Origin of the sequence: Stenotrophomonas indicatrix (assembly GCF_050573115.1) — a bacterium.
In the GTDB taxonomy this organism is placed as follows: Bacteria; Pseudomonadota; Gammaproteobacteria; order Xanthomonadales; family Xanthomonadaceae; genus Stenotrophomonas; species Stenotrophomonas lactitubi_A.
Genome location: NZ_JBNYZT010000004.1, coordinates 273,957 through 287,690, shown reverse-complemented (window position 1 = coordinate 287,690; position 13,734 = coordinate 273,957). Strand labels below are relative to the sequence as shown.

Sequence of the window (13,734 nt, the reverse complement as noted above, 5' to 3'; positions counted from 1 at the left end):
TACCCTCTGAAGCCCGTGTACCCCGCAGTTGCCGGCCAGCGGCCGGCACTACCTCACGGAGTTCGCGCGGGCGCCTAGTGCCGCACCCACCACAGCAGGCTCAACCCTGCCAGCAGGACCAGGCCACCGAAGCTGCGCAGGGCCGGGCTGGGCAGGTCCAGCAGGCGTTCGGCCATGCGCTTCCAGGCCACGGGGGCCGCGAACAGCAACAGGCCTTCCAGCACCGCGACCAGGCAGACGGCGGCGAACAGATCTTTCATGGGGGAACTCCGGAAAAGCACGGGGCCCGGCGTATGGCCGGGCCCCGTGAGGTACTGCCGTGCGGACTCAGCGATCGTTCTTGAGGTACTGCAGGAACGGGTCGTTCTTGTCCAGCACGATCACGCCGTTGCCGTCGGTCATCGAGCCGCGATAGGCCTCGAGGCTGCGGTAGAACGCATAGAACGACGGGTCGGCCGAACCGGCCTTGCCGTAGATGCGCGCGGCCTCGGCATCGCCTTCACCACGCAGGCGCTGGGCATCGCGTTCGGCCTCTGCGATCAGCACGGTGCTGTCACGGTCGGCCTGGGCGCGGATGGTCAGCGACTGCTCCTCGCCTTCGGCGCGCAGCTTGGCGGCTTCCTGCTTGCGCTGGGCACGCATGCGCTCGTACACGTCATTGATCACCTGGCTGTCGGTGGGCAGATCCACCTGCTTGATGCGCAGGTCGATCATCTGCATGCCCAGGCCGGCAACGGCTTCGTTGATCCCCTTCAGCTGCTCGGCAATCAGCTCGCTGCGGTCGCCGGAGACCAGCTGCTGCAGGGTGCGCGAGTTGATCTGGTTGCGCAGCGAGTCGGTGATGATCGGTGCCAGGCGGGCGTTGGCGATACGCGGATCGCCACCGGTGGCACGGAAGTAATCACCCACGTTGGAGATGTAACCGATGGCAAAGAAGTCGACGCTGACATCCTTCTGCTCGGCGGTGAAGTAGCGGGCCGGCGCGGTGTCCAGCACCTGGAAGCGGCGGTCGAACACCCGCACCGTTTCCACCACCGGCAGCTTGAAGTGCAGGCCCGGCTTGATATCCGAACGCACCACCTTGCCCAGGTTCAGGACCATGGCGGTCTGGTCCTCGCGGACCACGTACACCGAGCCGAGCAGGCCCAGCAGCACCGCTACGACAACGGCGATCCAAATTGAATTTCTCATCGGCTGCCCTCCTCACGGCCACTCGAACGCCCGGTCGGGCGGCCTACCGGCCGGCCCGGATCACGGGAAGCTTCCACTGCCGTGGTACCCGGCAGCGACGGCATCACCACGTCCGGGTTCGGTACCGGCGCCGGTGCCGAGGTGCTGGAACGGGTATCACCGGTCATCGGCACGTAGATCAGCTGACGGCCATCGCCGCCAATGACCTTGCGGTTCTCGCTCAACACCTGCTGCACCGTTTCCAGCCACAGGCGCTTGCGGGTGACTTCCGGTGCATCCTTGTACTGGGCCTGCAGCAGGCTGAAGCGCTGGCCATCACCCTCGGCCTTGGACACCACGGCCTGCTTGTAGCCTTCGGCGGTGGTACGGGCACGCGAGGACTGGCCACGCGCTTCAGGCACGACCTTGGCCGCATAGGCCTGGGCTTCGTTGATCAGGCGCTCCTTGACCTGCTGGGCACCGTTGACCTCGTCGAAGGCCGGCTTGACCTCCTCCGGCGGACGGGCGTCCTGCAGGGTCAGGCCGGTCACGGTCAGACCGGTCTTGAAGGCCGTCAGCAATGTCTGCAGTCGCTCTTCGGCAGCCACGGCCAGCGGGCCACGGTTGTTCAGCACCGCGTTGAGGTCGGCACGGCCGACTTCCTCGCGCACCGCGCTCTGCGCCGACTGTTCCAGCACCTGGTTGGCATCGACGGTGCCGAACAGATACTGCTGCGGGTCATCGATGCGGTACTGGACGTTCAACGAGACGTTGACGATGTTCTCGTCGCGGGTCAGTACCGGCACCTGGATCGAGAAGGTCTTGATCTCGGTGGCGTTGACCTTGGTGACCGATTCGATCGGCCACGGCAACTTGAAGTTCGGGCCTGGGGTCAGGATGCGCGAGAACTGGCCGAAGCGCAGCACCACGCCACGCTGCTGTTCGCCGATCAGCTGGAAGCTGGAGAACAGCACCAGCAGTACCACTGCTGCCGCCACCCAACGCAGGATGCCGCCGTCGAACAGATCCTTCAGCGGTCCGGGCAATCCGCCCCAGCCGCCACCATTGCCACCGCCGCGCGACCCGAACGGCCCGCGTCGCTTGTCCTCGGGGCCTTGTCCGCCCTTGTTGCCGCCGGGTGTATTCCAGGCCATGCACGCTCCATCAAGATGTGGGCTGCGACGCGGGCCCTTCCCGCAACGCCAGCCATGAACCACTACCGATCATACAAGATGGGGCTGGCCGGCAGGATTGAAAGGCCCCCGAACGGGTAAGGTGGCGTTTTCCTCGAAGTCAGGCAACGCCGATGGCCCCCACCGCCCCGTTCACCGCCTTCCGCATCGAAAAAGACGACGCCGGCTACCGTAGCGGCCTGGTCCCGCTGAGTCTGGACGACCTCAATCCCGGCCAGGTGCTGATCCGTGCCCACTGGTCCTCGGTCAACTACAAGGATGCCCTGGCCGGTACCGGCAAGGGCCGGATCCTGCGCCGCTTCCCGCTGGTGGGCGGTATCGACGTGGCTGGCACGGTGGTCGCCTCCACCGATCCGGCCTGGCGCGAGGGCGATGCGGTACTGGCCACCGGCTGCGGCCTCAGCGAAACCCGCGATGGCGGCTACAGCCAGTACGTGCGACTGGAATCGAGCGCGGTCATCGCCCAACCGGCAGGCCTGAGCCCACGCGAGGCAATGGTGCTGGGCACCGCCGGCTTCACCGCCGCGCTGGCCCTGCTGCGCCTGCAGGACAACCGGCAGACGCCCGAGTTGGGGCCACTGGCGGTCACCGGTGCCAGCGGTGGCGTCGGGGCCCTGGCCGTGGACATCTTCAGCCGCGCCGGCTATGCCGTGCACGCGATCAGCGGCAAACCGGAGCAGATCGACTTCCTGCACGGCATCGGTGCCGCCGAAGTGTTGCCGCGTGATGCCCTTGCCGACACCGGGCCGCTGCAGTCGGCACGCTTCGGCGGTGGCCTGGACAACGCCGGCGGGCCGATGCTGGCCAGTCTGCTGGCACAGACCGTGCCCTATGGCAGCGTGGTCAGTGCAGGCCTGGCCGCCAGCCCGACGCTGGACATGACGGTAATGCCCTTCATCCTGCGCGGTGTCTCGCTGCTCGGCGTATCGTCGGCCAATGCCCCGCGCGCGCTGCGCGAAGAGGTGTGGGCACGCTTGGGCGACGCGTGGAAACCGCAGCACCTGGACCGCATCTGCACCGCCGAAGTCGGCCTGGACGGGCTGCCTGCGGTGTTTGATCGCATGCTGGCGGGCGGCTCGCTTGGCCGCACGGTGGTGCGGATCGACTGAACGTCGCAGGCAGGCGACAGACGGCAGCCGTCGCCCTCCCGCCAACAGGATGCCGGCACTACACTTCCGGCATCACATGGGGAACAACATGGCACGCATTCTGATCGTCGACGACTCACCGTCGCAGCTGTTGGGGATACAGCGCATCGTCGAGAAGCTCGGGCACCAGATCCTGACCGCCACCGATGGTGCGGCCGGGGTGGAGACCGCCAAGGCCGAGCTGCCCGACCTGGTGTTGATGGACGTGGTGATGCCCAACCTCAATGGCTTCCAGGCCACCCGCACCCTCGCCCGCGATGAAGCAACCCGGCACATTCCGGTGATCCTGGTGACCACCAAGGACCAGGACACCGACCGCATGTGGGGCATGCGCCAGGGCGCCAAGGCCTATATCACCAAGCCGTTCTCGGAAGACGAACTGTCCGAGGTGCTGGAGCGGGTGTTCGCCGGACAGGGCTGACCCCGCCCGGGTAGTGCCGGCCGCTGGCCGGCAACCACGCATCACCGTCCCGATCAATGACGTTGCCGGCCAGCGGCCGGCACTACCGCAGGGCGTGCGGACCAGGGTCCGCACCCGCCGAAGCAGGTCTCAGATCGTTTCGCCAAACGCCTTGGCCAGATTCCGATAGGCCTTCTTCTGCGCCTCGTCCGTCGCCGCCGGGGCGACAATCTCCAGCTCGACGATCTGATCGCCGTCAGGGCTGCCCGGCAGGCCACGTCCACGCAGGCGCAGCTTGCGGCCGGCATCGGAGTCCGCCGGGATCTTCAGTTCCACCGCTCCGCCCAGGGTCGGCACGCTGATGCTGGTGCCCAACGCCGCCTGCCACGGGGTGACCGGCAGCGTGTACAGGATGTTGCGGCCGTCGACCTCGAACTGCGGATGCGCGGCGTACTCCACTTCCAGCAGCAGATTGCCGCCGTGGTTGCCCTGCCCGGCCAAGCGGATCACCTGCCCGGGACGGATGCCCTTCGGCACGCGCACGTCCAGCTGCTTGCCATTGACGGTGATGCGCAGGCTGTCGCCGTTGTAGGCCGCCTCCAGCGGTACCGACAGCTTGGCCCGGGTGTCGCGATTGGGCGCGTGCCCGTGGCTGCTGAAGCCCGGACCGGGGCCCGCGCCCTGGCCGCCGCGCTGGCGCGCGAACAGGCTCTCGAAGAAGTCGCTGAAGCCACCGTTGGGGCCACCGCCGCCACCACCGAACACCTCCTCGAAATTGAAACCGCCACCGCCGTAGTTCGGCGGCACATTGAATTCCTCGCCGGGGCGATAGCCCTGCGCACGCAGCTGGTCATAGGCCGCGCGCTTTTCAGGATCGCGCAGCGCCTCATAAGCCTCGTTGATGGCCTTGAACTTGTCTTCGGCCCCGGCCTCCTTGCTGACGTCCGGGTGGTACTTGCGTGCCAGCCGGCGATAGGCGGTCTTGATTTCCGCTTCGCCCGCGCTCGGTTCCACCCCCAGGGTGGCGTAATAATCCTTGAATTCCATCCAGCTACCTCGATTCGCTTCGGCGGCGCCGGTGGCGCCGCCCCGGGTTCATTCTACGCGCCGGCGATGCTACGCCGCCGGTCGTGCGGCAATGGTGAGGCCGACTGATCCAGCGCAATGCGCCTGCCATCGCCCTGCCCCATGCTGTGGCTGACAGCCCGCCGCGGACGACGGCGATGGGGTGTATACATGGGTTTTCCAATGTCTTGACGCGTCCGTCCCCTCCTGGCCCCTACCCTCATCCAGCAAGGAGTTCCCATGACCATCCATGTCGGCGACCGCATTCCGGAAGTCACCCTCAAGCGCATCCGCGAAGGCATCGAGACCCTCGATACCCACGCCCTGTTCGACGGGCGCAAGGTGGTGCTGTTCGCCGTGCCCGGTGCCTTCACCCCCACCTGCTCGGCGCGCCACCTGCCTGGCTACGTGGAATCATTCGATGCCTTCCGCAAGCGCGGCATCGACGTGTACTGCATGGCGGTCAACGATCCGTTCGTGATGAAGGCCTGGGCCACCGACCAGCACGTGCCCGATGGTCTGTTGATGTTGTCCGACGGCAACGCCGAACTGACCCGCGCACTGGGCCTGGAGCTCGATGCCAGTGCCTCGGGCATGGGCATCCGTTCGCGCCGCTTTGCCCTGTACGTTGTGGACGGCACGGTACGCGCAGCCTGGATCGAGGAACCCGGACAGTTCGAGGTGTCTTCGGCCGAGTATGTGCTGGAGCACCTTCCAACCTGAAACCCTGACTGCAAAGGAAAACGGCGAGCCATGTCCAACAAGCCAGCCAAAGCCAGCAACACCTCTCGTTCCACCTCGATCGCCGGCATCAGTGACCGCCAGACCCTGCGCGAGCGGGCCCGGAAGAACATCAAGGATGGTGCGATCACCGACAGCTACAGCGCCGACCGCAAGGTGGTGATCAAGCTGCTGAACGACGCGCTGGCAACCGAATATGTGTGCGTGCTGCGCTACTACCGGCACTATTTCATGGCCAAGGGCATGCTGGCCGATGCGGTGAAGGCCGAGTTCCTGGAACACGCGCAGCAGGAGCAGGCACATGCCGGCAAGCTGGCTGAGCGCATCGTCCAGCTCGGCGGCGAACCGGACCTCAATCCGGACACGCTGACCGCGCGCTCGCACGCCGAATACAAGGAAGGCAGCGACCTGCGCGACATGGTCCGCGAGAATCTGGTGGCCGAGCGCATCGCCATCGACAGCTACCGCGAGATGATCAACTTCATTGGCGACAGTGACACCACCACCAAGCGCATCCTGGAGGAGATCCTGGCGCAGGAGGAGGAGCACGCTGATGAGTTCGCGGATCTGCTGGACGGCTGGATCGGGGAATAGCGCCAGACCAATGCCCTGGTAGTTGCCCACCTTGGTGGGCAGCCTCTGCGCTTGCCGACCAAGGTCGGCAGCTACCGCAGGACGTTGAACCGTACCTGCGTCCAAGCGCCGTCTGCGGCCAGCGCGGTCAACGTATGCGCACCCGGATCGGCGAACTCGCGCTGCATCAGCTGCGCACCACGCGTCTGCGCGATCCAACGGCCATCCAGCAGCCAATCCACCGCCTGCTCGCTGCCCAATGCACGCAGCTGCAGGCGTACACCGTGTTCGGCGTTCGGCGCACGCGCCAGCGTCGCGCCCTCGTTGAGGCCATCGATATGCAGGGCCACGCTGGCCTCGCGCCCATCGTCGCGGCAGTCTGGCGACAACGCGGGAAGCTGTGAGGCATCGCGCGTAGCCTTGGGCAGCCAGGGTGACAGCAGCGCCGGCCATCGCGCGATCTCACGCGCGACTTCTTCATGCGGTGCGCTGCAGTCGGCCGATACCCGCAGGCCGGTGCGCGCGTCGGCCAGATAACGTTGACGACCCGGCTGCCAACGCCGCGCATCGCGCTCCGGGAACGTGGGCGGCGCCGCACCGTCCAGCAGGTAAGCCGACAGGCGTCGCTGACAGAGCTCGGTGGGCAACGCTTCGGCCAGTTCACCGGTCGGCCAGCAGATGTCCGCCTCGGTCACGCTGGCCGGCATCGGCGCGGCCGCCGCATCGCCGCGCTGGCGCGGCAGGCTGTCCACCACCTCGAACATCAGCGGCAACGCGGTGACTGCGCCGTACTGGCCGGGCAGCGGCGTGCCATCGGGTCGCCCCACCCACACGCCCACGGTGTAATGGCGGGTACTGCCGATCGCCCATGCATCGCGGTAGCCGTAGCTGGTGCCGGTCTTCCAGGCCACGCGCGGCCGCCCGCCAACATCGAACGTACCAACGCCATAGCCCGGGCGCGGGTTCGATTCCAGCATCTCGCGCACGATCCAGCTGGCACCGGGCGACGCCAGCCGGCGCTCGATCATCGGTTCGTCATCGGTGTAGCGCACGCGGCCGGCAATGCCGTTGCGATTGAGTGCGGCAAACGCACCGACCAGGTCTTCCAAGCGCGCGCCGGTGCCGCCAAGAATCAGCGACAGATTCGGCGAGCTGCCCGGTGGGAAACGCAGCTGGATACCAGCGTGCGACAGGCGCGCGGCAAAGCGTGCAGCGCCCACGCGCTGCAGCAGGTCCACCGACGGCACGTTCAGCGACAGACGCAAGGCACTGGCGGCGCTGATCGGTCCGTTGAAGGCCATGTCGAAGTTGCCTGGTCGGTAATTGCCGAAACTCTGCGGTGCATCCACCAGCAGGCTCTCGGAATGGATCAGGCCATCATCGAGTGCCATCGCGTACAGGAACGGCTTCAGCGTGGAGCCCGGAGAGCGCCAGGCCTGCACCATATCCACGTGACCCAGCCGTTGCCGATCACCGAAAGACAATGTGCCGACGTAGGCACGCGCCTGCAGGGTCTGGTTGTCGACCACCAGCAGCGCCGCCGAGGTGCGCTCGGGCAACGTGGAGAAATAGCTGGCCACACGCTCTTCAAGGGTGCGTTGCAGGCCGATGTCGATGCTGCTCTGGATGCGCGCCTTGCCGGGCTGCGCCGAATGCAGGCGCTGGGCCAGCAGTGCGGCATGCAGCGGCGGACGCAGTGAGCGTGCAACCACGTTCTCGATGCGCGCATCTTCCACTTCGTCCGGCGTCCACGTGCCAAGCTCGGCCATGCGCGCCAGCACCTTGTCGCGTGCCTTCTGTGCGGCTTCGGGATGGCGGTCCGGGCGCAGTCGGCTGGGGGCCTGTGGCAGCACCGCCAGCAGTGCGGCTTCGGCATGCGACAGCTGCGCGGCCGGTTTGCCCAGATAGGCCCAGCTGGCCGCTTCCACGCCCTCGATGGTGCCACCGTAGGGCGCGCGCTCCAGGTACAGCGCGAGGATCTCGCGCTTGGACAGGTGCACTTCCAGCTGCACCGCACGCAGCATCTGCTTCAGCTTGCCCCAGGGCGTGCGCGTATGCGGATCCAGAATGCGCGCCACCTGCATGGTCAGGGTCGAGCCACCGGAGACGATGCGGCCACCCCGCAGCAACTGGCCACCAGCACGCAGGATCGCCAGCGGATTGATGCCCGGGTGCTGCCAGAACCAGCGATCCTCGTAGGTCAGCAGCGCCTGCAGGTACAGCGGCGAAACGCTGTCGACCGACGCCGGATAGCGCCACACGCCCTCGGCGTCGGCGAACGCACGCAACGGACTGCCATCAGCGGCAACCACCAGCGTGCTGGTGTCGCGCTGCTTCGGCAATGGTGGCGGGAAGGCGAAATCCAGCACCAGCAACAGCGCCAGCAATGCAGCCGTGCCCCAGCGCAGCCACGGCCACAGCGGTTGCAGCCGCTGCCGCAGGCGCGGCAGCCGCGTCTTCAGAGATTCCACCTTCATCCACGGCATCCTGTGGGACGGGCCGCACCGTCGCGGCCCGTCCGCACGATCACGGCTGTACCACCGTCAACGTGGTCGGGTTGCTGCGACCGACGCCACGCAGCTGCGGCCGGTACATGTCCTCCACCAGCGGCGGCGGCACCGTGTAGGTACCCGGGGTGACCGCACGCACCAGATAGAACACATTGGCCTTGCTGCCACGCGAGAGCTTGAGCGCCGCCACGTAGCGGTCGTCGCGGAACTCCTCGTGCTTGGTATCGGCCGCTTCGCTGCGGTCGCTGATGGTGATGCCATCCACCACCACATCGGCCCACTGCTTGGCATCACCCAGGTTGAGGTTCTCGATCTCCAGGCCCGCCGGCAGCAGGTCGGTCAGCAACGCATCGGGCATCTCGCTGTCGGCGGTGACGGTGACGCGCACGATCAGTGCTTCGCCCTCCTTCAACGGACGCGGCGACCACGGCTTGCCGTCGGTACCGAAGTAACTGCGCTCCACGCCGATCACGCTGTTGTCCGGCGCCGGTGCGCTGCGCGGGATGCCCGCCACGTCGATGCTGGCGAACATCGGCGGCTGCCCCTGCGGCGTGAAGCGCACGCCCGCGGCCAGCTGCCCTGCATCGAAGTTGCGGCCAAACAGCTTGCGCTCGCCGATGGCCTCGGTGCTGCCACCGATCACCAGCTCACCGGCCACCAGTGCCTTCTGGTTGGCAGCCAACGCCTTGCCGAGGCGGGCGATGGCCACCTGTTCCTGCGTGCTCAGCCACATCCAGCCACTGTTGCGGCGCGCATCCAGGCCGCGGCCAAGATCGACCGCACGTGCATCCCATGCCGGCTTGGCCAACTTGTTTTCGTGGGTCAGCGCGATCATCAATGCGTCGTCACGTACGGCACTGCCGTAGTCACCGAAGTACGACGGGCGTTCGCTGCTGGACTTGGCGAAGCCGGCCGCAAGGGCTGCCTGGCCACGCTTGGCATCGCCCTGCAGCGACAGCGCCACGCCCAGGTGCACCAGCGACAGGCCACCCACGGCCTTGCTGCGTTCGTTGTCGTACAGCGTGCGCAGGGTACCCAGCGGCGCGCGGTTGACGCGGGCCAGCACGTAACCCGAGTACGCCTGGTTGGCGAACTTCAGGCTTTCGCGTTTTTCCTGGCCGTAGAACTGGTTGCCACCGGACAGCAGGTCTTCGCTCAGACGGTTCAGCGCCTTCTGCAGCACGTTGTCCGGCACCGCGAAACCACCGTCCTTGGCATCGAGCAGGAACTCGGCGATGTACGGCGTCAACCACGGGTTCACGTAGCCGTCGTCGCCCCACATCGAGAAGTTGCCGTTGGCCACCTGCATCGACGCCAGGCGACCGAACGCCCCTTCCATGCGCTCGCGACGGGTCTTCGCATCCAGGCCATCGGCGCCCAACATGGACGACGTGGCCTGATCCAGGATCAGCGCGGCGTAGCCCTTGCTGGTGGTCTGTTCGGCGCAGCCGTACGGGTAGTTCAGCGCGCCCTGCAGCGCGCTGGCAAACGGGATCGGCGGCAGCGGGCTGACCAGCAGGCGGGCATTGACCGATTCGGACATCAGCCCATCCATCAAACTGCCATCCAGGCTCACCGCAGCCAGCGGATCGAGCGTGCGCACCTGCGAGCGCAGCACCTGCGGCCACGCCGCGCGTACCGGCAGATCGTAGCGGCGATCAGCCTTGAAGCCGTTGCCATCCACACGCACGCGCACCTTGGCCACGCTGTGGCCCTCGCGCGCCGACAACGGGAAGCTCAACGTGGTCTTGGCATCGGCATTGAGCTGCACGCTGCGCGTGCCCTCGCTCAGGCTCAGCGGGCCTTCGCTGTCCACGCGCACGTTGAACTGACCGGGCTTGCCGGTGAAGTTCTGCACGTCCAGGGTGACGGTGCTGCGGTCGCCCGGGGCGAGCACGCGCGGCATGCTGGCCTCGGCCAGGATCGGCGCGCGCACCACGGTTTCCACATCCCGCTTGCCGTACTGGTCATCGCTGTAGACCAGCGCCGACACGCGCAGGGTGCCATTGAAATCCGGCACCTTAAGGCGGATGCGGGCAATGCCCTTGGCATCGAGCTGCACCGGGCCGGAGAACAGGTCCACGGTCTGCACCCGTGCGGTCGGTCGCTTGGCCTGCGGCAACGCCTGCAGCGCCATGTCACCACCGAACTTCAGCTTGCCACTGCTGCCGTCGAAGCTCTCGATCACCCGGCTGTAGATGTCATAGGCATCGATGCCAAGGCGACGCTGGGCGAAGAAGTGCGCGCCGGCATCCGGCACCGGGAAACGGGTGATGTTGAGAATGCCCACGTCCACTGCCGAAACAGTGACGTGCGCGGTCTTGCCGGCCAGCTGCGGTGCACTGACCGTCACCGGCAGGTCCTGCTCCGGTCGCATCTGCTTGGGTGCGGCCAGGCCGACGGCCACCGTGCGGCCCTTGCGGTCCATCGGCACATGCACCACGCCTACGGCACGGGCAGGAGTGATCTTGCTCGGCGCACTGCCACCGCGGAACACCAGCGCAGTGATGTATACGTCGTGGCGCTCCCAATCGGCGGTGACCGGGATCTTGTAGGTGGCACCGGGCTTGGCGTCGATGTCCTGCACGTACAGCATGCGGTCGGTCTCGACCATCAGCACGCCCTTGCCGGCATGCGGCGGGGTCACCGTCACTTCCAGGGTATCGCCGGCCTTGTAGCCGGTCTTGTCCAGGCCCAGCTTGACCTTGTCCGGGCGGGCATCGAGGCCACGGTTGTCATCGCCCCAGCTCCAGCCGGCGCGGAACGGATAGCGGCTGGTCAGGCCGGTGGACGGATCGAACACGTCCACCCGGTACTCGCCCCACTCCACCGGGAAGTCGAAGGCTACCGCGCTGCCGCCCGCATCGACGGTACGGGTTTCCTTGTTTTCGAAACGGCGGGTGAAATCGTAGTCCCAGCGGTTGTCGTTGAAGGTCCAGTGGTAGTCGCGCAGCTCGCGCACCAGGGTGATCTTCAAGCCCTTGGCCGGCTGCGGCTTGCCGTCCGCATCCACGCGCATCAGTTCAAACCGCGCGTTGCCGTTGGAATCAGCGCCATCGTCCGGATTGAACAGCGGGCGCACACCGACCAGCGCGGCAGCCGGCCACACCACCCGCTTCAGGGTGCGGGTGACCGTGCGGCCACCGGTTTCATACAGGCTGCCGGACAGCACCACCGCGATCGGCGCCTTCGCCTTGGTCGCTTCTTCCGGCAGCGCCACGTCTTCGCGCAACTGGCCATTGGCCGGCAGCGTGGTGTCGATCACATCCTTGGCTTCGCGCGGCAGCTGCAGGGTCGGGTCGCCGAAGAAGTAACCCGGCAAGCCCTCCACCGGCTTCTGTTCGGCAGCCACCGCCATGCGCGCGGTGAAGCGGTTGCCATCGGCCGGCGCACCATACAGGTACGCACCATTGGCCTGCAGGCGCAGGTCCTCACCCGGCTTCAGCGTCTTCTGCGTGCTGTCCAGGTCCAGCTTCATGCGCTCGGGCAGGAACTCCTCGATGCGCAGGGTCATGCCCTGGATCGCTTCCTTGCTGGCCGGGTCGGTGCGGAACTCGACCTGCCAGCGCCCGGTCGGCGCCTCGGCGGGAATGGTCTGTTCGAAGTTGATGTAGCCCTGGTCGCCCGGTTGCACGCGGGTTTCGCGGAAGGTCTTGCCGTCGGGCTGCTTCAGGCGCAGGAACACCGGCTGGCTCTTCACCGGCTTGCCATCGTTGTCGCGCAGCAGCGCGGACAGGCGCACCGTCTCACCCGGGCGGTACAGGTCGCGACCCGACCAGGCGTAGACGTCGAACCAGGCGTTGTCACGCCCCGCCACGGCGAACTCGCTCAGGTCCAGCGCGGGCTGGTTGAAGGGCAGGAAGCTGGTGTCCTTGCCGCTGCTGGCGACCAGCACGTGGGTAGCATCCAGGGTGTAGTTCAGCAGCGCATTGCCGTTGCTGTCGGTGCTGCCCTTCAGCACTACCTCGCCCTTGGCATCGAGCACGCGCAGGTCGATGCCCTTCAGCGATGCACCGTCCTTCAGCGCGGCGGTGTGTACGAACAGCTTGTCCTTGTAGGCACGGGTGTGCAGACCGATGTCGCTGACCGAGAAGAAGGCGGTATCGAACTCGCCCTCGTAGTCACCGGTGCGCTTGAGCAGGGCGAAATACAGCCCCGGCTCCTGCAGTTCCTTGATGTCCTGGGTTGGCAGGTAAGTCAGCACCCGCTCGTTCTGCTTGCCACCCAGAATGAAACGGTTGACGTAGACCGGCTCGGCCAGCTTGTTGATCGGGCTGCGCTCGTAGTCGCTGCTCAGTTCCCAGCTGCCACGGCGACCGCCGCGCTGGTACTGGCTGAAGAAGGTCGGCAGGTCCTTCTCGCGCACGCGCAGGAATTCGACATCGACTTCCGGCACGTTCACCGACACCACCGGCAAGCCACGGCTGTCCTTGGCCGGCAGCACGCTGCCCTGCGAGGCGAAACCGGCCACCGGCTTCAGCTCGCCGCTGAACACCTTCTGCTTCAGTTCCTTGCCCAGGCGGCTGCCATCGGCGGCCAGCAGGTCCGGCGAGACCACCAAGCTGAATTCCTTGCCGGCTTCGACGAAGGGGTAGCGCAGGGTCAGGCCGTCATCAGACAGGGTCCAGCTGCTGTCATCGTTGCCGACCTTCTCTTCAAAGCGCACCAGCTTGTCGAAGTCCTGGGTGCCGACCAGCGGGCGCGAGAACTCCAGCGCCAGCGACAGGCCTTCACTCTTCTGGTCCGGGTAGGCACGCAGCAGGGTGAACTCCTTCACCTGCTCGGCCTTGGTGGCGATGGCCTCGCCGCTGGCCTTGGGCAGCTGCCCGCTGTCGTTGCGGCAACCGGCCAGGCCCAGCAACAGGCCTCCTGCCAGCAATGCTGCCGTCCATCCCCACCGCATCCGCCGTGCCGGACCGCTCATGTCGTCACTC

Annotated in this window: 10 protein-coding genes; 4 read left to right on the top strand and 6 right to left on the bottom strand. The window is 66.8% G+C overall.

From position 1 onward, the window contains the following. Positions 1 to 74: 74 nt before the first annotated feature. The 3 genes from ACQ5SA_RS12180 to hflK form a co-directional block, all read right to left on the bottom strand. The gene (locus ACQ5SA_RS12180; protein ID WP_089236459.1) at positions 75 to 260 is read right to left on the bottom strand and encodes a DUF2065 domain-containing protein; all 186 of its coding nucleotides are present in this window, start codon (positions 258 to 260) and stop codon (positions 75 to 77) included. 67 nt (positions 261 to 327) lie between these two features. Beyond that, positions 328 to 1,191 (bottom strand): protease modulator HflC, encoded by an 864-nt coding sequence (gene hflC / locus ACQ5SA_RS12175; RefSeq protein WP_025877040.1) that lies wholly within the window; start codon positions 1,189 to 1,191, stop codon positions 328 to 330. After that, positions 1,188 to 2,324, bottom strand: coding sequence for an FtsH protease activity modulator HflK (hflK, locus tag ACQ5SA_RS12170; RefSeq protein ID WP_230112285.1), 1,137 nt, complete (start codon positions 2,322 to 2,324; stop codon positions 1,188 to 1,190). The genes hflC and hflK overlap by 4 nt, the downstream gene beginning before the upstream one ends. 152 nt (positions 2,325 to 2,476) lie before the next feature. Here hflK and ACQ5SA_RS12165 point away from each other — a divergent pair, with 152 nt between their 5' ends. Continuing rightward, a complete protein-coding gene (locus ACQ5SA_RS12165) occupies positions 2,477 to 3,472 on the top strand; it encodes a YhdH/YhfP family quinone oxidoreductase (protein ID WP_499314366.1) in 996 nt (331 codons plus the stop codon). Positions 3,473 to 3,560: 88 nt separating this feature from the next. Then, entirely contained in the window at positions 3,561 to 3,932 is a 372-nt protein-coding gene (gene pilH, locus ACQ5SA_RS12160) for a twitching motility response regulator PilH (protein ID WP_005410644.1), read from the top strand. A gap of 129 nt (positions 3,933 to 4,061) precedes the next feature. Here pilH and ACQ5SA_RS12155 read toward each other — a convergent pair whose 3' ends face one another. Then, positions 4,062 to 4,958 (bottom strand): DnaJ C-terminal domain-containing protein, encoded by an 897-nt coding sequence (locus tag ACQ5SA_RS12155; protein ID WP_108266796.1) that lies wholly within the window; start codon positions 4,956 to 4,958, stop codon positions 4,062 to 4,064. Between the two features lie 258 nt (positions 4,959 to 5,216). On the opposite strand from ACQ5SA_RS12155, the gene ACQ5SA_RS12150 reads away from it, so the two are divergent. Then, positions 5,217 to 5,699 carry a peroxiredoxin gene (locus ACQ5SA_RS12150; RefSeq protein ID WP_499314365.1) on the top strand — a complete coding sequence of 161 codons (483 nt, stop codon included), beginning with the start codon at positions 5,217 to 5,219 and terminating at the stop codon, positions 5,697 to 5,699. A 30-nt stretch (positions 5,700 to 5,729) separates the two neighbouring features. After that, a complete protein-coding gene (locus tag ACQ5SA_RS12145; protein WP_499314364.1) occupies positions 5,730 to 6,311 on the top strand; it encodes a ferritin-like domain-containing protein in 582 nt (193 codons plus the stop codon). 71 nt (positions 6,312 to 6,382) lie between these two features. Here the strand turns inward: ACQ5SA_RS12145 and pbpC are convergent, their stop codons facing one another. Together pbpC and ACQ5SA_RS12135 are read right to left on the bottom strand one after the other, a co-directional pair. Next, positions 6,383 to 8,767, bottom strand: coding sequence for a penicillin-binding protein 1C (gene pbpC / locus ACQ5SA_RS12140; protein ID WP_499314363.1), 2,385 nt, complete (start codon positions 8,765 to 8,767; stop codon positions 6,383 to 6,385). Between the two features lie 49 nt (positions 8,768 to 8,816). Continuing rightward, positions 8,817 to 13,724, bottom strand: a complete 4,908-nt coding sequence (locus tag ACQ5SA_RS12135) for an alpha-2-macroglobulin family protein (RefSeq protein ID WP_499314362.1) — start codon at positions 13,722 to 13,724, stop codon at positions 8,817 to 8,819. Between the last annotated feature and the right edge of the window lie 10 nt (positions 13,725 to 13,734).

Bases quoted from the DNA above. Each gene is read 5' to 3' on its own strand.
- ACQ5SA_RS12145 (WP_499314364.1), top strand. From the start codon at position 5,730: ATGTCCAACAAGCCAGCCAAAGCCAGCAACACCTCTCGTTCCACCTCG.
- ACQ5SA_RS12165 (WP_499314366.1), top strand. From the start codon at position 2,477: ATGGCCCCCACCGCCCCGTTCACCGCCTTCCGCATCGAAAAAGACGAC.
- pilH (WP_005410644.1), top strand. From the start codon at position 3,561: ATGGCACGCATTCTGATCGTCGACGACTCACCGTCGCAGCTGTTGGGG.
- hflC (WP_025877040.1), bottom strand. From the start codon at position 1,191: ATGAGAAATTCAATTTGGATCGCCGTTGTCGTAGCGGTGCTGCTGGGC.
- ACQ5SA_RS12150 (WP_499314365.1), top strand. From the start codon at position 5,217: ATGACCATCCATGTCGGCGACCGCATTCCGGAAGTCACCCTCAAGCGC.
- ACQ5SA_RS12155 (WP_108266796.1), bottom strand. From the start codon at position 4,958: ATGGAATTCAAGGATTATTACGCCACCCTGGGGGTGGAACCGAGCGCG.
- pbpC (WP_499314363.1), bottom strand. From the start codon at position 8,767: ATGAAGGTGGAATCTCTGAAGACGCGGCTGCCGCGCCTGCGGCAGCGG.
- ACQ5SA_RS12180 (WP_089236459.1), bottom strand. From the start codon at position 260: ATGAAAGATCTGTTCGCCGCCGTCTGCCTGGTCGCGGTGCTGGAAGGC.
- hflK (WP_230112285.1), bottom strand. From the start codon at position 2,324: ATGGCCTGGAATACACCCGGCGGCAACAAGGGCGGACAAGGCCCCGAG.
- ACQ5SA_RS12135 (WP_499314362.1), bottom strand. From the start codon at position 13,724: ATGAGCGGTCCGGCACGGCGGATGCGGTGGGGATGGACGGCAGCATTG.